The sequence below is a fragment of the Streptomyces sp. NPDC032472 genome, from assembly GCF_040636955.1.
In the GTDB taxonomy this organism is placed as follows: Bacteria; Actinomycetota; Actinomycetes; order Streptomycetales; family Streptomycetaceae; genus Streptomyces.
In genome coordinates, this window is record NZ_JBEZVK010000009.1 from 50,148 (window position 1) to 67,162 (window position 17,015).

Annotated in this window: 14 protein-coding genes; 4 read left to right on the forward strand and 10 right to left on the reverse strand. The window is 73.9% G+C overall.

Annotated elements, in window-relative coordinates; translation table 11 throughout:
- Window positions 1-15: 15 nt before the first annotated feature.
- The 5 genes from AB0F11_RS08015 to AB0F11_RS08035 all read right to left on the reverse strand — a co-directional run bounded on the left by AB0F11_RS08015 (window position 16) and on the right by AB0F11_RS08035 (window position 7,529).
- On the reverse strand, window positions 16-1,224 hold the full coding sequence (locus AB0F11_RS08015) for a type III PLP-dependent enzyme (protein ID WP_362169588.1): 1,209 nt from the start codon (window positions 1,222-1,224) through the stop codon (window positions 16-18).
- A complete protein-coding gene (locus tag AB0F11_RS08020) occupies window positions 1,221-3,077 on the reverse strand; it encodes an IucA/IucC family protein (RefSeq protein ID WP_362169590.1) in 1,857 nt (618 codons plus the stop codon). The genes AB0F11_RS08015 and AB0F11_RS08020 overlap by 4 nt, the downstream gene beginning before the upstream one ends.
- Complete coding sequence (locus AB0F11_RS08025; protein ID WP_362169727.1) at window positions 3,077-4,345, reverse strand: MFS transporter; 1,269 nt, start codon at window positions 4,343-4,345, stop codon at window positions 3,077-3,079. The genes AB0F11_RS08020 and AB0F11_RS08025 overlap by 1 nt, the downstream gene beginning before the upstream one ends.
- A 110-nt stretch (window positions 4,346-4,455) precedes the next feature.
- Window positions 4,456-6,348 (reverse strand): IucA/IucC family protein, encoded by a 1,893-nt coding sequence (locus tag AB0F11_RS08030; RefSeq protein ID WP_362169592.1) that lies wholly within the window; start codon window positions 6,346-6,348, stop codon window positions 4,456-4,458.
- Window positions 6,345-7,529, reverse strand: coding sequence for a siderophore biosynthesis protein (locus AB0F11_RS08035; RefSeq protein ID WP_362169594.1), 1,185 nt, complete (start codon window positions 7,527-7,529; stop codon window positions 6,345-6,347). The genes AB0F11_RS08030 and AB0F11_RS08035 overlap by 4 nt, the downstream gene beginning before the upstream one ends.
- 227 nt (window positions 7,530-7,756) lie before the next feature.
- Here AB0F11_RS08035 and AB0F11_RS08040 point away from each other — a divergent pair, with 227 nt between their 5' ends.
- The gene (locus tag AB0F11_RS08040; RefSeq protein ID WP_362169596.1) at window positions 7,757-8,698 is read left to right on the forward strand and encodes an iron-sulfur protein; all 942 of its coding nucleotides are present in this window, start codon (window positions 7,757-7,759) and stop codon (window positions 8,696-8,698) included.
- A 20-nt stretch (window positions 8,699-8,718) separates the two neighbouring features.
- Here the strand turns inward: AB0F11_RS08040 and AB0F11_RS08045 are convergent, their stop codons facing one another.
- Window positions 8,719-9,738, reverse strand: coding sequence for an iron-siderophore ABC transporter substrate-binding protein (locus AB0F11_RS08045; RefSeq protein ID WP_362169597.1), 1,020 nt, complete (start codon window positions 9,736-9,738; stop codon window positions 8,719-8,721).
- Window positions 9,739-9,943: 205 nt separating this feature from the next.
- Between AB0F11_RS08045 and AB0F11_RS08050 the strand changes: the two genes are divergently transcribed.
- The 3 genes from AB0F11_RS08050 to AB0F11_RS08060 are packed head-to-tail and all read left to right on the forward strand — an operon-like array spanning window position 9,944 to window position 13,027.
- Window positions 9,944-11,095 (forward strand): iron ABC transporter permease, encoded by a 1,152-nt coding sequence (locus AB0F11_RS08050; protein WP_362169599.1) that lies wholly within the window; start codon window positions 9,944-9,946, stop codon window positions 11,093-11,095.
- A complete protein-coding gene (locus tag AB0F11_RS08055; protein WP_362169601.1) occupies window positions 11,092-12,174 on the forward strand; it encodes an iron chelate uptake ABC transporter family permease subunit in 1,083 nt (360 codons plus the stop codon). The genes AB0F11_RS08050 and AB0F11_RS08055 overlap by 4 nt, the downstream gene beginning before the upstream one ends.
- A gap of 1 nt (window position 12,175) precedes the next feature.
- Window positions 12,176-13,027: an ABC transporter ATP-binding protein gene (locus AB0F11_RS08060; RefSeq protein WP_362169602.1), complete on the forward strand. Its 852-nt coding sequence runs from the start codon at window positions 12,176-12,178 to the stop codon at window positions 13,025-13,027.
- Between the two features lie 34 nt (window positions 13,028-13,061).
- Here the strand turns inward: AB0F11_RS08060 and AB0F11_RS08065 are convergent, their stop codons facing one another.
- From AB0F11_RS08065 to AB0F11_RS08080, 4 genes are all read right to left on the reverse strand, one after another.
- A complete protein-coding gene (locus tag AB0F11_RS08065; RefSeq protein WP_362169604.1) occupies window positions 13,062-14,033 on the reverse strand; it encodes an LLM class flavin-dependent oxidoreductase in 972 nt (323 codons plus the stop codon).
- A gap of 20 nt (window positions 14,034-14,053) precedes the next feature.
- Window positions 14,054-14,581: a hypothetical protein gene (locus tag AB0F11_RS08070; protein WP_362169606.1), complete on the reverse strand. Its 528-nt coding sequence runs from the start codon at window positions 14,579-14,581 to the stop codon at window positions 14,054-14,056.
- The gene (locus tag AB0F11_RS08075; RefSeq protein WP_362169608.1) at window positions 14,578-15,483 is read right to left on the reverse strand and encodes an alpha/beta hydrolase fold domain-containing protein; all 906 of its coding nucleotides are present in this window, start codon (window positions 15,481-15,483) and stop codon (window positions 14,578-14,580) included. Before AB0F11_RS08075 ends, AB0F11_RS08070 begins: the two co-directional genes overlap by 4 nt.
- A 110-nt stretch (window positions 15,484-15,593) precedes the next feature.
- Entirely contained in the window at window positions 15,594-17,012 is a 1,419-nt protein-coding gene (locus tag AB0F11_RS08080) for an MFS transporter (RefSeq protein WP_362169625.1), read from the reverse strand.
- Between the last annotated feature and the right edge of the window lie 3 nt (window positions 17,013-17,015).

Below are 17,015 nucleotides of genomic sequence, written 5' to 3' on the forward strand. Positions count from 1 at the left end.
GCCCACTGACGGCGGTTACGCGTTGAGGAAGTGGTGGGTGGGGTGGGGGTGCATGAGGAAGTCGTGGTGGGAGATGTTCCAGGCGTAGGCGCCGGCCAGGGCGAAGGCCACGCGGTCGCCCGCGCGCAGGCCCGGGGCCGGGACGTTGCGGGCCAGGAGGTCCTTCGGGGTGCAGAGTTGGCCGGTGAGGGTGGTCTCGGGGCGGTCGGTGGCCGGCCGGGGCCAGGGGCGCGGCCAGGGCTCGTACGGGAGGACGGAGCAGGGCTGGTCGTGGCCCTTGGTGGCCGGGGTGCGCAGGTGGTGGGTGCCGCCGCGGACCACGGCGAAGGCCTCGCCGTGGCTGTCCTTCACGTCCAGTACCTCGGTGGCGTACCAGCCGCAGTAGGCGGTCAGGGCCCGGCCCGGTTCGATGCGGAGCGTCAGGCCGGGGTGGGCGGCCGTGATGCGGGCCAGGCCCTCGCCGTACGCCTGCCAGTCGAACAGGACGTCCGGGGCCGCGTACGACACGTGCATGCCGCCGCCCACGTTCACCTCGCGGAGGGCGAAGCCGTGGCGGGCGGAGAGGGCCTTGGACCAGGTGACGATCGACTCGGCGGCTGCCAGGAGGGCTGCGGCCTCCAGGCCGCTGGCCAGGTGCGCGTGGACGCCCAGGAGTTCGAGGTGCGGCCAGGTGTCGGCCGAGAGGAGGGACGCCGCGGTTTCGGCGTCGGCCGGGTCCAGGCCGAAGGGGGTCGGGCGGCCGCCCATCGCCAGCGAGCTGCCCGCGAGGCAGGAGCCGGCGAGGGGGAGGTTCACGCGCAGGAGGATCCCGATGCGCGATCCGGGGGCGGTGCTGCGGGCCGACAGGGTCGCCAGCACGCGGAGGTCGTGGAGGCTCTCCACGTGGTGGCGGGCCACGCCCGCCTCCAGCGCAGCCGCCAGCTCCGCCGGCGTCTTGCCCGGGCCGCCGAAGGCCAGCGGGCGGCCCGGTACGGCCTTGGCCACGTGGGCGAGTTCGCCGCCCGAGGAGACCTCGTAGCCGTCCACGTACGGGCCGAGCGCCGCCAGCAGCTCCGCCTCCGGGTTGGCCTTGGCCGCGTAGTACAGCTCGACGCCCGCCGGCAGGGCCGCCCGTACCGACGCCGCGTGCTCGCGCAGCGCCGCGAGGTCGTAGACGTAGGCGGGCAGGTCCGCGGGGTCCAGGGACAGGATGCGGTCCTTGACCGAGTCGGTGGGCGTCGTCATCGGGTCTCGCTCCAGGTGGACTCGTCGTGCGCCGCCTGCGAGAGGACCGCCTCCGCGAACGGCGACGCGAGGCGTACGTAGCCGGCCTCGCGGTCGGCCTTGCGCTCCCAGCGGGTCAGGAGATTGGCCTTCGCCGGCAGGGGTACGCCGGCCAGCAGGGCTGCCAGGCGCGGCGGACAGCCGCTGCGGTCGGCGTACGCCTGGAGGGTGGCGCGGACCCTGGCCCACAGCGCGGTCTCGGTCTGCGGGTGCAGGTCGGCGAGGGCCGCGAGCATCTCGGCGACGTGGTTGGCCAGCAGGCAGTACACGACCCGGTCCCAGCCGCGCTGGGCGTCGTACGTCATGGGGCCCGCGACCTCGGCGGGCAGCGAGGCGAGGAGGGCGGCGTGCCGCTCGGGCAGCAGCTTGGTGCCCTCCAGGTCGCGGAAGAGCACCTGGGCGGGCATGCCCTCGTCGTCGACGCAGACGACGACGTTCTGGAGGTGGGGTTCGAGCACCAGGCCGTGGTCGAAGTAGGCGGCCAGGACCGGCGGGACCAGGAGCCTGAGGTACGCCGTCCACCAGGCGAGGGCCGTCCGCGGGCCGGCGCCCGCCGGCAGGCGGGAGATGTGGCCTGGGCCCGTCGGGTACTCGTCGGCGACGGCGGCGGCGAGCAGCGGGGTCGCACCCGGCAGGAGCCGGCGCGACAGGCCCTCGCGGACGATCACCCCGAACCCTTCGAGGAGCGAACGGTCCGCGGTCCCGTCCGGGCCGGGCAGGGCGAGGCTGCGGTAGGCGGGCTCGTGGAGCATGGCGCTGCCGGGGAAGCGGGCCGCCAGGTCGGTCAGCGCCGGCTGCAGCAGGCGGGTCAGGGCGACGGCGCCGGACAGTTCGTAACTGGCGTTCTTGCGCAGGCAGTTGGTGATCCGGACGTTCAGGCTGAACTTCAGGAAGGTCTCGCCGTCGTAGAGGGTGCGGACGGACGCGGTGGCGGCGAAGCGCTCCCCGCCCCGGCCGAGGTCCAGGATGTCGCCGCGGTCGAAGGCGGCCCGCAGGGAGGGGTGTTCGCGGAGCATCTCGTACTGCCAGGGGTGGGCCGGCAGCAGCCGGTAGCCCTCCGGGACGTCGGGGCGCAGCCGGTCCAGGGGGGCGGTGGCGCCGTCCTCGACGGACTCCTCGGCGATCAGGTGGGCGCGTACGGCGAGGTGGCGCAGGGGGAAGGCGGCGCCCGCCTCGGGCGCGTACGAAAGCCAGGAGGCGGCATCGCCGCTGCGCGCCTTGGGGGTGGGGTGGAAGCGGTGGCCGAAGAGGAGGGACTGCTCCGAGGCGAGGTACGTCGCCAGGACGGCATCGGCGTCGTCATCGGCGGCGCAGCCGGCGTCGGCTCCGGCGTCCTCGGCGGCGGCCCGGCCCGTGGCCGGGGAGCCGCCGCGGGCCGCCAGGGCCGCGGCGACGGCCTCGTGGCTGGACGCGATCTGGTCCAGGAACTCCTCGTTCCGTACGCCCGTACGCAGCGACAGCTCGTCCTGGGTGTACTCGGCCAGGCAGCGCCAGTCGATCTCCGTCCAGGCCTCGCCGCGCTGCTCCAGCACCGGGCCGGTGAACCGGTGGGCGCCCAGCAGGGAGGTGCGGCGCAAGGCGACCCGCAACAGCACGCCGCGGCGGGGCAGGCGCAGCAGCAGGTGTCCGTCGGAGACGGCGCTCTGGTGCTCCGGGCCGGACACCTCGCGCAGCAGGCAGTTGAGGAGGGTGTGCGCGACGACGGCGTCGGCGCTCGGCAGGCCGACGGGGCCCGCGGACGCGGCGGGGGCGGCGCCGGCGGTATGCCCGGCGGGCGCGGGGACGGCGGCGAGCGACTTGTTCAGCGGGGGCATCAACGGCTCCAGCGGGTGCGGATGGAACGGAGACCGCTACGAGAGCGGGGCAGGGCGAGGGCGCACGCGGTCAGCGCGGCCGCGGCGCCGCCGGTGAGCACGGGCGCGGCCGGGCCGTGGTGGCCGGTGCCGACGGCGGCGGCCACCCCGGCGGCGACGGCGCCCGCCTTGGAGAAGAACTCCCGCGAGCCGAACAGCCGGCCCGGGGCGCGTCCCCTGGCGCATGCGGCGGCCAGCACGGACAGGCACACGAGCCCGAGGGTCATGCCCGCGCCGAGCAGCAGTCGTACGGCGGTCAGCGCGACCAGGCTGTCGGCCGCGCCGTGCCCGGCCAGGCCGAGCGCGATGCAGGTGAATCCCAGCGCCAGGCCGAGCCGGGGGCGGCGGTGGCAGGCGGGGTGCACCGCCATCGCCGCCAGCAGGTAGACGAGGTGCGGGAGGGCGAAGAGGACACCGGAGAGGAAGGGGGAGGTGCCGGGTATGCGCTCGTCGATCAGCCGGATCAGGTAGGGGTAGGAGATGACGGTGGAGAAGACGAAGGCGAATTCGAGGGCGTAGAGAGCGCGGAGTTCCGACACCGGGGAGGGCTCCTCGGCTACCCCCGCCACTTCCGCCGCCCGGGCCGCATCAGCTGCTCCGCCCGCCTCAGCCGCTCCAGCCGCCTCGGCAGCAGCAGCCGGCCCCCGCCCCCGCGACTCCGGCAGGGCCGCGACCAGCACCGCTGCGGTCAGCGGCAGGATCGCGAGCAGGGCGTACTGCCGGTGCGGCGACAGCCAGGGCGACAGCGCTCCGACGGCCATCGGCGCGGCGAGGAGGGCCGCCCGCGCCGCGCCCTGCGTCAGGGTGAGTGCTCGGGACAGCTCCGAGCCCTCCAGGGTGGCGCCCAGATAGCCGTTGGACGCGGCGTAGGTGCCGCCGAGGACGCCCTGGAGCGCCAGGGCCAGGGTGAAGGCGGCCAGGGAGTCGGCCCACCCGGCCAGTACGAAGGACAGGGCGAGCCCGAGCTGGGCCCGCAGCAGCAGCCGCTTGCGGCCGAACCGGTCCGCGAGCCGGCCCCACAGCGGGGCGCCGAGGCCGGCGAACACGGTCGGCAGGACGTACAGCACGCCCGCCCAGTGGGCGGTGCGGTCGCCGAGCCCGGGCAGGATCTCGGTGAGGTACGGGGGCAGCCCGAGGGCGGCGAAGGACGCCACGAAGAAGCACCCGGCGACCGCATGCACCTGCCGCCGCCCCAGCGTCGGCCGTAACGGCGCCGGCCGAAGCGGCATCGGCCGGGACCGCATCGGCCGGGACGGCGCCGGATCACCCTCCGCCGGGTCCGGCGGCGGCGTCGCCGCCCTCACCGCGGTGACCACCGAAACCGCGGCCGCCGTGGCACTCATCGCAGGTCCCTCCCTCGCCGTCGCAGGTAGTTGGGGCCGGTCGTGTAGTGCGTGTTGACGTCTGAGGCGCCCGAGCGCTCCTTGGTGAGCAGCGTTCCGGCGGTGACCATGGCCTTCACCGGCAGCTCGGCGGCGTCCAGCACCCGCTCCCGCAGCACCGCGCCCGGCTCCCCGGGGGCCGTCCCGAGCCGCTCGGCGGCCTCGGCCAGCCGTTCGCGTACGAGTCCCAGCACGGCCTCCGGCGAGGCGGTGCGGCCGTGCTCGGCCAGCCCGAAGGCGTACGAGCCCGCGCAGAGGTGGAGGGTGATGGTGGTGAGCATGTCGGTGACGGCCCGGTGGTCCTCGCCCAGCATCCGCGGGTCCTGGAAGGGGGCCAGCAGCTCGTCGGCCTCCGCGCCCAGGGTCTGCCGCAGTCGCGGCACGTGGAAGCGGGGGCTGTCGTCGTCCTTGAACAGCAGCCGCAGCCGGGTGCGGCCGTCCTGCGGGGTGCGGTCGAGCACCAGGGAGACGTTCTGCTGGTGGGAGGCCAGGGCGATGCCGTAGCCGTAGAGCGTGGCCTGCCAGTCGAGCAGCAGGGTGAGGCAGGTGTCGAGCAGGGCCACCGGGTCGCCGCCGTGGAAGCGGTCGGCCAGGTGGTCGATGACCAGCCGCCCGCCCGGGGCGGTGGCCAGCAGCGCGGCCAGCGGCAGCACGACGGCGCGGTCGAGGCCGGCCGGGTAGCGGCGGCACAGGACCGCGAGCAGCTCGTGCCCGGCGTGGGCGTAGACCGTCTCGTCGGCGTGCAGGACGGCGTCCTTGAACCGCGGCTCCCGCGCGATGACCGCCTCCACCACCCGCTGTCCGGCGGCGCCGTGGGCCAGGGTGACGGGCTTGATGGTGCGCCGGTTGCGCAGCCCCAGGGTGGCGGTGGCCAGCGGCAGCTTCAGGTGCAGCTCCGGCTCGCCGACGAGGCCGACCGTACGCATCGACAGGGTCGGTACGGCGTCGAGGTACGGCCCGTCGGCGAGGACGGCCGCGCCCTCCAGGCCCGCCTCGCGCAGCGCGTCGCGCAGCGGGGCGCCGAGGGTGAGCGGGTGGACCGGGAGCGCGAGGTGGGTGTGGGCCAGTTCGGGCAGGCCGAGGCCGGCGGGCGAGGGCCAGCTCGCGGGCAGTGCCGCGGGGCCGCCGGGCAGGGTGAGCGCCTCCCGCGGTACGGCGAGCCAGCGCAGGCCGAAGCGGGGGTGGAACTCGGGTGCGTAGGCCCGCAGCTGCTCGTCGTCCAGGCCGGAGCGGCCGCGCGCGGTGGGGTAGACCGGGTGGTCGAGGCGGGCGGCGAGGGTGTCGTACGCGAGGGAGGCGGCCGGACCGGTCCAGTCGGCGGGGTCGCCGCCGTAGCGGGCGGTCAGGTCGTCGAAGACCTCGTGGGCCGTACGGTCGTGCAGCCGCATGGTGGCCAGTGTCTGGCGGCACTCCTCGGCGAAGGCATCGAAACCGGGAAGGTCGAGGGGGTCGGCGAGGGCGGTGAGGGCGCCGAGGACCGCCTCGGATCCGGTGAGTCGGCGCCCGTCCGGTTCGCGGACCAGCAGCGGCAGCCGGGCGGCGTCCTCACCCTGGAAGCCGTCCGCGCGGACGGGGACGAGCAGGGCGCCCCCGTCCCCGCCGTCGGGCAGGGGCAGGGGCAGGCGCAGCCAGCGGCCGTCCTCGCGCTCGACCGCGGTCGAGCGGGTCCGCAGGCCCACGACGTCCTCGCGGATGAAGGCGCTCAGCACCCGCAGCAGCAAGGTCTCTTCGGCGGCGACGGGGGCGCCGGGAGCGACGGGGGCGCCGGGAGCGACGGGGGCGCCGGGAGCGACGGGGGCGCTGGGAGCGACGGCCATGGCGGCCATGGCGGCCGTGGCGGCGCGGGTCACGGCGTGATCTCCCAGCGCCCGGTGGCGAGGAAGTCGGCGTGGACGCGGTTGACGGCCTCCTGGCCGGTGCCGACGACCCGGACGGCGCCGAGGTAGTCGCGGTGGGTGTGGGCCAGCTCGCGCCACTCCCCGACGGGGCGCATCGGCCGGTACGTCAGCCGTACGCCGCCCACCTCGCGGTCGGTGGCGGCGGGAGCGGCGGTCAGCGTGCCGGTGCGGTCGGCCATCGGCCACGAGATCCGGGCGGCACCGTCGCGGCGGGCGCCCAGGTCGGCCGGGAGCGGCTCGCCGAGGTGGGTCCGCAGCACCAGTTCGAAGAGCGGGATGCCGAGCAGATCGGCGAGCAGCAGGTCGCACTGGTCGCCGATGGCCCGGTAGTTGACCTCGATGATGCGGGCGCGGCCCTCGTGCACCACGAACTCCGTGTGGCAGATGCCGAAGCCGATGCCGAGGGCGTCGAGCTGGGCGAGGACCTGGGCGGCGATCGGCTCGGGGTGGGCGGGGACGAAGGTCAGCTGCTGCTCGATGAAGAACGGCGGCGGGGTCAGTTCGGTGCGGAATCCGCCCAGGACGTGGCGGACGGCGCCGTCGCCGAGGGTCTCCAGCGTGTACAGCCGGCCGGCGAGGTGCTCCTCCACGACCAGGGGCACACCGGGCCGCCTCCCCTGTATCTCCTTGCACTGCAGGAGCAGGTCCTCAGGTCCGTGGACCATGACCACGTTCTCGCTGGCCACGCCCTCGCGCGGCTTGAGCACACAGGGGTAGGGGACCTCGGCGGCGTCGGGCAGTTCCCCGGGGGCGAGTTCCAGGGACCACACGGAGTCGGTGCCGGAGGCGGTGAGGTGGCGGCGCATGTGCGCCTTGTCCTTCACCCGCAGCGCGGCCCGCCAGTCCTTGCCGGGCAGGCCGAAGTACTCGGCGGCCAAGGCGGCCTGCACCTGGAGGTGGTCGCTGTTGGAGAACACGGCGTCGGGCTTGTGGTGCGTCGCGATCCGGGTGATGACGGCCCGGAAGTCGCGCACGTCGCACTCCAGGACCTCGACGGCGTCGCCGTAGCGCTCGCGGTGGGCGTCGGGCCGGTCGGTCAGCACGGTGACGGCCAGGCCGAGCCGGGCCGCGGCGGGGAGGAAGCCGTCGGTGACGGAGTCGGTGGGCGGGAGGGCGAGCAGGTACAGGCGCACGGGCGAGGACCCCTTCCGATCGCGCAGTGGCGAGCAGCCGTGGTCACGGAACGGTCGGCTCGACGCCGACGACCGGACCACCCACCGCCACCGCAGTTTAGGTTAGGCAAACCTAAGTAATCAACCAGCCCCGCAGGCGCACGGCTTGCCGTGGATTGATCGACGATCACCCGAAAGATAAGGTAAGCCTTACCAAACCACGCACGGCTCGCTCGTGAGGAACGCCGATGACGACGCCCTTGGACACACCGACCCCGGTGCCGCTCACGGCCGTGCGCGGCAGCAGTCCACTTGCCGCCGGGTACCGCCGTCTCGCCGCCTTGTGCGAGGCGCTGGACCTGCGGATCGCGGGCGAGGACGCCGGCGCGGAGGCGGGCGCCGACGGCGAGGCGGGGGCGCCCGGGGACGGCAGATGGGTGACGGGTGCCCGGCTCGTCAGGGACCCGGAGGCCCGGACGGCCTTCATCGACGCCGAGGCCGCACGCATCCGGGAGCGGCACGGCCACGAACCCCGTCCCGACGTCGCCGCCTCCCGGGCCCTGCACGACTACGCCTGGTCCGTCGGCGTGCTGATGAGCGGCGCCTGGTACCTGGACCGCCGCGCCCCGCGCATCCGCCCGGCCGAGATCCGCGTCGACCTCGCGACGGGCACGTACGAGGTGACCCCGGGCCACGCCTTCGCCTGCCTGCCCGCCGATCCGGCGGCCGGCCCCGCCGCGCCGTCCGGCGTACGGATGTCCGACGCAAGGGTGTCCGGCGTACGCACGGTCCCCGACGAGGAGGCGCTGCGCGCCGAGCTGCGGGCCGCCGTGGTCGACCACATGCGACCGGTCCTGGCCGCCTTCGGCCCGCACGTCCGGCGCGGGCCGCGGGCCCTGTGGGGCATGGTCGGAGACGACCTGGTCTCCGGCATCTGGTACCTCGGCCGCGTCCTCGGCCAGGAGGAACGGTCCGTCAGCGCCGCGAGCGAGTTGCTCCCCACGGCCATGGCGCCGTTCCCCCGCGGCGCGGACTTCCGCCGGCTGGTGGGCCGCGACGGCCGCCGGTACCCGACCCGCACCCGGATCGGCTGCTGCCTGTACTACAAGCTCGACGCCGCCCGCCCGTGCGGCACCTGCCCGCGCACCTGCGACACGGAGCGGCTGCGCCGGCTGGAGGACGAGGGCTGAGCGGCGTCACGCCGTTCGGCTCACCTGGCCGGGTCGACCTGGAAGGTCTTCGCCATGTCGTCCAGGACCTTGTCGGCGCCTTGGAGGGACACGGACGTCATCCACGTCGCGTCGTCGACCTCGTGGACGTTGCCCTTCCGGACCGCGTTCAGGCGCTGCCACAGCGGGTTCGCCATGAACTTCCTCTTGCGCTCCTCGCCGCCCGAGAAGGCCGTCAGGAAGATGTGGTCGGCGTCGGCCTGCTGGATCTGCTCCTCGCTGATCTCGATGTTGAACTTCGCGGTGTCGCGCTGGTTCTCCGGCCGCAGCAGGCCCATGTCGCCCAGGATGATGCCGGTGAAGCTCTTCGGCAGGTAGATGCGGGTCGGGCCGTCCACGAAGCGGGTGATCGAGACGGTCGGCCTGCCGGCGTCGCCGCTGCCGCCTCCCTTCGCGTTGATGGCGTCACCGATCTTCTTGGCGCGGGTCTCGTACGCCGTGAGCTTGGCCTTGGCCTTCTCCTCCTGGCCCAGCGCCGTACCGAGGAAGGTGATGTTCTCCTTCCAGATCGGGCCGGTCGTCTTGACGAAGACGGTCGGGGCGATCCGGCTCAGCCGGTCGTACAGGTCCGCGTGGCGGACGGTCGCCGAGACGATGAGGTCCGGCTTGAGGGCGGCGATGGCCTCGAGGTTGGGGTTGTCGAGCGGGCCGACGTCCGCGGTGTCCTTGACCGCATCGCCGAGGTAGGCGGGGAAGCCCCTCTGGTCGCGGTACGAGCCGATGCCGCCGACGAGCGGGGTGTCGAGCGCGACGACCGCCTCGACCAGGCTGTTGTCCAGCGCGACGACGCGCTTGGGCCTGGACTTGAGCTCGGTGGTGCCCTTGTCGTGGGTGATGGTGCGCGGGAAGCCCGCGTCCGTCGCGGCGGCCGGCTTGCCGGAGGCATCGGCCTTGCCGTCCCCGCTGCCGCCGCCACAGGCGGCCAGCGAGAAGGCCATGGCCGCCGTCAGGACGGCGGCGGCGATCCGGCCGGGCCGACGGCGGTGAACGAAGGTGTTCATCGGGTCTCCCCCAAGAGCTGACGGTGCAGACGGGCAACTGGCCTTGCGTTCCCCGGACATGACGGGACGACGAGAAACCCATGGCCAAAGGAACTTAGGCAAGGCTTACCTATCTGGCACGCTGCGAGAATAGCGGCTGCCCGGGCCTGAATCCACCCCGTGAAGGGCCCTTCACTTTGGTTAGGCATCCCTTACCTTGTGATGCGTGACCTCGAAGCCCGTCGCCGGAGGGGCGGCCGACACCGACCGCCGCCCCGAGCCGCCGCCCCACCCGGCCGTTGGCCGAAACCACACCGGAAACCACACCGGAAACCACACCGGAAACGGCGCCGGAAACGGCGCCGCCCGGCCCCGCAGCCGGACGGCCTCCCGAGCCGCGCTGACGGCCGGTCTCCTCGGCGCGCTCTTCGTCGCCGTCTGCGCGTCACTGGCCGTGGGCACCAAGTCCGTTCCGCTCTCCGACGTACTGAACGCGCTGGCAGGCTCCACGGACGGCGACGCCGTGGTGATCCGGGAGCTGCGCATGCCGCGTACGCTGCTCGGGATCGTCGTCGGCCTGTCCCTGGGCGCGGCCGGCGCCGTGGCACAGGACATCACCCGCAACCCCCTCGGCGACCCGGGCCTCATCGGCGTCAGCGCGGGCGGCTCCTTCGCCGTCGCCCTCGGCATCGGAGCACTGGGGCTGACGAGCCCCTACCAGTACATCTGGTTCGCCTTCCTGGGGGCCGCGCTCGCCGGCCTGCTGGCGTACTCCGTCGGCGGCACCGGCTACGGCGGCGCCACCCCGGCCAAACTGGCGCTCGCCGGGGCCGCCGTGACCGTCCTGCTCGACGCCGGCACCAACACCCTCGTCCTGCTCGACGTACGCACCCTCGACCAGTACCGCTTCTGGGCGGTCGGCTCCCTCGCCGGCCGCGACTCCGCACTGGCCCTGGACCTCCTGCCGTTCGTCCTCGCCGGCCTGCTGCTGGCCCTCGGGCTGAGCGGCCGCCTCAACGCGCTCGCACTCGGGGACGACCTCGCCGGCAGCCTGGGCACCAAGGTCCGCGCCACGCGGGCACTGGGCGCCGTGGCCGTGATCCTGCTCGCGGGCACGGCCGTGGCCGCCGCCGGCCCGGTCACCTTCATCGGCCTCGTCGTGCCGCACATCGTGCGGGCGTTCACCGGACCCGACGCCCGCTGGCTGGTGCCGTGTTCGGCGCTGGGCGGCGCGGCCCTGATGCTGACCGCCGACGTCGTCGGCCGGATGGTCGCCCGCCCCGGCGAACTGGAGGCCGGAGTCGTCACCGCCCTGCTCGGCGCCCCCTTCCTCGCCCTCCTGGTCAAGCGGGGCAAGCTGAAGGAGCGCACCCGATGAGCCCGCGGAAGGGCCTGCTCCACAACGGTCTGCTGCGCCTGGAAGCCGGCCCGATCGGCGTCGCCGTGCGCCCGCGCGCCGCCCTCGTCGTCCTCGGCCTCGCCGTCACCGGTTTCGCGGGGCTCGTCGCCTCCGTCTCCCTCGGTACGTACGCCATCCCGATCGGCGAGGTGCTCGACGCGGTCCTCGGCTTCGGCCGGGGCGCCTCGGACCTGATCATCCGTCAACTGCGGCTGCCCCGCGCCCTGACCGCCCTCCTGGTCGGCGCCGCGTTCGGCCTGGCCGGCGCCGTCTACCAGGCCGTCACCCGCAACCCCCTGGCCAGCCCGGACCTCATCGGCATCGCGGCCGGCTCCGGGGCGGGCGCGGTCGGCGTGATCCTGATCGGCGGGGTCGCCTCGGCCGGATCGGCCACCTTCGGCGCCGTACCGTTCGGTTCGCTCGCCGGCGCCCTGCTCACCTCCGCCGTGATCTACCTGCTCGCCTACCGCGACGGCACCATCACCGGCTACCGCTTCGTCCTCGTCGGCCTCGCCGCGAACGGCGCCCTGATCGCCCTGACCCGCTGGCTGCTGGCCCGCGCCGACATCGACCAGGCCGCCCGCGCCATGGTGTGGCTGACCGGCAGCCTCAACGGCCGCGGCTACGAGCACGTCCAGTGGTCCGGGCTGGCCCTCGCCGTGCTCATGCCGCTGACGCTGGCGCTGGCCCGCCCGTACCAGCTGCTCCAGTACGACGACGACACCGCGCGCAGCCTCGGAATCCCGCTGAAGCACTCGCGGATCGCGCTGCTGGTGCTCGCCACCTGCCTGACCGCCCTGGCCACCTCGGCCGCGGGGCCGATCGCCTTCATCGCGCTCGGCGCACCGCAGATCGCCCGGCGCCTCTCCGGCACCGCCGGCATCCCCCTGGTGACCAGCGCACTCACCGGCGCGGTCCTGCTCGTCCTCGCCGACCTGGCCGCCCGCCTCGTGCTGGCCCCGACCGAACTGCCCGTCGGCGTCCTCACCGGCGCCGTGGGCGCCCCGTACCTGCTGCTGCTGCTCGCCCGGGCCAACCGGGCCGGAAAGGGAGGCTGAGATGACCGCCCCACCGACCGCCCGTCCCACGGCCAGCGGGCTGCAGGCCACCCGGGCCGCCGCCCTGCACGGATCCGGCCTGCGCCTGGGCTACGGCAACCGGATCGTCGCCGAGGACCTCGACCTGCCGATCCCGGCGGGCAAGGTCACGGCCCTGGTCGGCCCCAACGCCTGCGGCAAGTCCACGGCCCTGCGCGCCCTGGCCCGCCTCCTCGAGCCGGCCGCCGGCGCCGTACTCCTCGACGGCGAGGACATCGCCTCCCTCTCCGCCCGCGACTTCGCCCTGCGCCTGGCCCTGCTGCCGCAGACCCCCAGCGCCCCGGACGGCATCACCGTGCGCGACCTGGTCGCCCGCGGCCGTACCCCGCACCAGCGCTGGTGGCGCCAGTGGTCCGCGGCGGACGAGGCCGCCGTGGACGCGGCCCTGGCCGCCACCGGCACGGCCGACCTCGCCGACCGCTCGATCGACGAACTCTCCGGCGGCCAGCGCCAGCGCGTCTGGATCGCGATGGCCCTGGCCCAGGACACCCCGGTGCTCCTCCTGGACGAGCCCACGACCTACCTGGACCTGGCCCACCAGGTCGACGTCCTGGAACTCGTCGCCGACCTCAACCGCACCGACGGCCGCACCGTCGTCATGGTCCTCCACGAACTGAACCTGGCCTGCCGTTACGCCGACCACCTGGTGGCCATGCGGGACGGCCACGTCATGGCCGCAGGGCCTCCGTCCCGGATCGTCACCCCGAAGCTGCTCCGAGAGGTCTTCGCCCTGGACGCCGAGGTCATCCCCTGCCCAGTGGCCGACACCCCCCTGATCATCCCCAGAGGCAGCCACCGCAAGAACCCGTCCTGACCCCCCGGAACGGGGTGGGCCGACACATCCCCGGTCAGAGCCGGGCGGCCGCCGCGACGGCCGGTTCCGGGTGCACGGCCGGCAGGTCGAAGACCTCGGCCAGCAGCTCGTACGAGCGCTGCCGGTCGGCCGGATCCGGCGTCAGCGTGTTGACGATCAGCTCGTCCACCCCGTGGCTCACGGCCAGCGCCGTCAGCGTGGAGTGCACCTGCTCGGGCGTTCCCGAGACCAGGGCGGTTCGGTGCACCTTGGCCCGCTCCAGTTCCGCGCCCGTCCACCGGTGCCTGCGCGTCGTCTCGTACGAGGGCATCGGCAGGTCGTGGCCGAGGTCCTTGCGGGCCCGCCACAGCAGGAGGCTCTGGGCCAGCTCCTCCGCCCGGCCGGCGCTGTCCGCGGTCACCACGCGCACCGCCAGCGCGCCGCGGGTCCGCCGTCCGGTGGCGGCCTCGAACTCGGCGCGGTAGTGGCCGAAGGCGGCCGGACCGCCGGAAGGGGAGAAGAAGTGCCCGAAGGCGAACTCGGTGCCCAGCTGCCCGGCCAGGCGCGCCGACTCCCGCCCCGCGCCCAGCAGCCACATCTGCGGGGCGACGGGGGCGTGCGGGACGACGCCGGCCGGGCCCAGCAGGGCGCGCAGCCGGGCCAGCCGCTCGGGGAAGTCGTGCGCGGGGCCGCCGGCCCGGCCGATGCCCAGGTCGACCCGGCCCGGGTACAGGGAGGCCAGTACGGAGAAGACCTCGGCGACCTTCCCCGGGTCGTAGCGGGGCAGGAGCACGCCGCCCGTCCCGATCCGCATCCGGGACGTGTGGGCCAGCAGGGCTCCGGCCAGGATCTCCGGGGCGCTGCTCGCGAAGCCCGGGGAGCCGTGGTGCTCGGCGGCCCAGTAGCGGGTGTAGCCGAGTGCTTCCGCGGCGCGGGCGAGGTCCACGGAAGCGCGCAGCGCCTGGTCAGGAGTGTGGTCCTCGCCGACCGGGGTCTGGTCCAGTACGGACAGCCGCAGCTTCGTCATGAGGTGTCGCCTTTCGGTTCTCAGTGCTGGTGGGCGGGGACGCCGGAGGCGCCGGCCATGGTCGCGGGCACGATCCTGAAGTCCGCCCGGAAGACGAGGTTGTGCAGGTCGGCGGCGGCGATGGCACGCAGGGTGGGCAGTTCGGCGGCGGCCTGCGCGTCGTCGAAGACGTTGAGGGGCCATTCGGAGACGGTGGCCCCGCGCAGGTGCGGGTGGTGGAAGCCCCTGCCGTAGTGCGCGTACAGGGTGACGGGCGGGATGTCGGCGGCCGACTGCTCGTCCCACCACAGGGTCCAGGCGTGGAAGAGGCTTCCGTCGTCGGCGTGCTGGACGCCCGTGGCGTCCAGCACGCCCTGGCCGAGGAGCAGTTCGTCGTTGAGCTCGCCCAGCGCCTGGCGGGCGTACGGGTCCAGGAGCCGGGCGGCGGTGTGGAAGTGCTCCTCCTTGTCGGCTCGGGTGACGGCGTCGCCGTGGACGCCGTCGCGCAGGTCGGCGAAGTGGCGCAGCAGGGCGTCGAGGTTGGGGACGGCGGGCATCCGGTTGGTCATGGCAGCTCCAGACGGGAGGGGGAGAGGGAAGGGGCAGGGTCGGGGGCAGCGGGGCTGTCCGGGTGGGTGAGCTCGTACAGGGCCAGGCCGAGCCAGCTCCGCATGGACAGCGGGTCCCGTGCGGCCGGGCCGGCGCCGGGCTGCAGGAACGCCGCGTGGCCCGTCTGGTGGAACTCGCGCAGCGCGACCTCCACCCCGGCCGCCCGCAGCAGGCGTGCGTAGTGGTGCACGTCGTCGCTGACGGGGTCCAGGTCGCCGGTGGTCAGGACGGCCGGGGCGAGCCCGCTGAGGTCTGCGGCCTCCAGCGGGGTGCTGTAGAGGCGGGTGCCGTCGGCGGCGAGGGGCCGGCCGGGGGCCTGGTAGGCCCGCCAGGCCGAGGTCAGGAAGGCCGCGGTGGGGAACATGTCCGGGTAGCGGTGGTACGAGTCGCCCGCGCAGCCGGGGTCCAGCGGCGGGTAGGCGAGGACCTGGGCCGCCAGTGGTTCCCCGCGGTCGCGGCAGGCCAGGGCGGCGCAGGCGGCCAGGGTGGCGCCGGCGCTGTCCCCGCCGACGGCGAGCACGGGGCCGGTGCCTTCGGACCGGGCCTGCTCCCGGGCCCAGGCGAGCGCGGACAGGACGTCCTCGACCATGGCCGGGTGGCGTACGTCGGGGGCCAGCCGGTAGTCGACGCTCACGACGGCGAAGCGGGAGAACCGGGTGAGCTCGGCGGTCGCGTGGTGCCAGTCGGATGCCGACCCGGCGCGCCAGCTGCCGCCGTGGGCCCACACCAGCCAGCCGTGCGGAGCCGTCTCGGGCCGGAACACCCGGGCGGGGAGCGGGCCTGCGGGGGACGGGATGCGTACCTGTTCCCAGCGGACGGCGCCGCGGCTGTCACCGGGGGCGGATCGCGCGGGAGTTGCCATCGAGGGGTCCTTTCCGGGGGGCGCCGGGGTACGCGGCCGTGCCTGGGGCCAACGTTCGCGGCGCGGGTGGGGCCGTCACAAGGCGGAGTTGCCTTAGTGGAAGCGGTGTGTCAGGCGGTGGCGGTGTGCTTGGTGCGGAGGAAGAGGACCGTGGTCAGGGTCCCGACCAGCACGATCGCGGTGTTCACGATCACCGCGGTGGTGATGCCCGCATGGATGTCGGCGTTCGCCGCTGCGATCGCCGACATGATCGGCGTGCCCATCGTGATACCGATCTGCTGCGTCATCGTCGCCAGACCCGTCGCCATACCCTGCTCGTGGTCCGGCAGACCCGTCGTCGCCGTCACCATGAACCCGACGATCACCAGCATGTTCCCGACACCACCGGCGAACGTCGCCACCAGCAGCAGCCACATGCTCGCCGACGTCTCACCCAACGCCACCAGACTCAGCGTCGCCACCGCCTGCAACAGACCACCCATGACCAGCGTGGCCCGCGTCGACGTCGCACCGATCACCCGCGGCGCAATCGAACCACCGATCACCGTCCCGATACCCAGCACACCGAACGACAGACCGGCCGTCAGCGGCGAGAAGTCCAACACCTCCTGCAGATACAGCGTCATCAGGAAGACCAGACTCGTCTCCGTCAGGAACGCGATCAGACCCGCGATGTTCCCCCACGCCACCGTCTTCTTCTTCAGCACACTCACCGGAACCAGCGGCGCCGCCGACTTCGACTCGACCGCATAGAACGCCACCAGCAACACCACACCAGCAGCCAGCCACCCCAGCGCCGACACCGAACCCCAGCCCAGCTCACCCGCCTGCGTCAACCCGTAGATCAAAGCGAGCAGACCCAGCGTGACCGCCGTCGCACCCGGAACATCCAGACGCGGACGCACATCAGGACGCGACTCCTTGATCACCGCCGGAGCAATGAACAACACCGCGAGCGCCACCGGCACATTGATGAAGAACGCCCACCGCCACGACAGCAGGTCCGTCAACACACCACCCAAAATCGCACCCGTGGTGAACCCCGCCGACATCAGCGCACCGTTCAACCCCAGAGCCTTCTGCCGCAGCGGACCCTCCGGGAACGACGTCGTCAGCAGCGACAGACCCGCCGGCGTCACCGCAGCCGTCGCCAGACCCTGGAACACACGCGCCGCGATCAACATCTCAGGACTGCTCGCCAGACCACCCGCCAACGACGACAGACCCAGCACCGCCAGACCCACCAGGAACAACCGACGCCGACCGAACAGATCCGCAACCCGCCCGAACAACAACGTGAACCCCGCCGCACACAGAGCAAACGACGTCGCGATCCACTGCAGGTTCGACAACGAGAACCCCAGCCCGTCACCGATCACCGGCAACGCCACATTCAGGATCGAGAAGTCCACCGCCAGCATGAACTGCGCCACCAGCAGCACCACCAGCACCAACCTCAAACGCCCGTCCAAACGAACCGGGCCCTCCCCCACACCCTCCGCAACCCGAGCACCCTCGACAACCGACATCGT

What these genes read in the sequence shown, in the direction of transcription:
- AB0F11_RS08040 (WP_362169596.1), top strand. Translation starts at nt 7,757, where the DNA reads ATGACGACGCCCTTGGACACACCGACCCCGGTGCCGCTCACGGCCGTG.
- AB0F11_RS08045 (WP_362169597.1), bottom strand. Translation starts at nt 9,738, where the DNA reads ATGAACACCTTCGTTCACCGCCGTCGGCCCGGCCGGATCGCCGCCGCC.
- AB0F11_RS08075 (WP_362169608.1), bottom strand. Translation starts at nt 15,483, where the DNA reads ATGGCAACTCCCGCGCGATCCGCCCCCGGTGACAGCCGCGGCGCCGTC.
- AB0F11_RS08060 (WP_362169602.1), top strand. Translation starts at nt 12,176, where the DNA reads ATGACCGCCCCACCGACCGCCCGTCCCACGGCCAGCGGGCTGCAGGCC.
- AB0F11_RS08015 (WP_362169588.1), bottom strand. Translation starts at nt 1,224, where the DNA reads ATGACGACGCCCACCGACTCGGTCAAGGACCGCATCCTGTCCCTGGAC.
- AB0F11_RS08080 (WP_362169625.1), bottom strand. Translation starts at nt 17,012, where the DNA reads ATGTCGGTTGTCGAGGGTGCTCGGGTTGCGGAGGGTGTGGGGGAGGGC.
- AB0F11_RS08025 (WP_362169727.1), bottom strand. Translation starts at nt 4,345, where the DNA reads ATGCCGCTTCGGCCGGCGCCGTTACGGCCGACGCTGGGGCGGCGGCAG.
- AB0F11_RS08070 (WP_362169606.1), bottom strand. Translation starts at nt 14,581, where the DNA reads ATGACCAACCGGATGCCCGCCGTCCCCAACCTCGACGCCCTGCTGCGC.
- AB0F11_RS08065 (WP_362169604.1), bottom strand. Translation starts at nt 14,033, where the DNA reads ATGACGAAGCTGCGGCTGTCCGTACTGGACCAGACCCCGGTCGGCGAG.
- AB0F11_RS08020 (WP_362169590.1), bottom strand. Translation starts at nt 3,077, where the DNA reads ATGCCCCCGCTGAACAAGTCGCTCGCCGCCGTCCCCGCGCCCGCCGGG.
- AB0F11_RS08055 (WP_362169601.1), top strand. Translation starts at nt 11,092, where the DNA reads ATGAGCCCGCGGAAGGGCCTGCTCCACAACGGTCTGCTGCGCCTGGAA.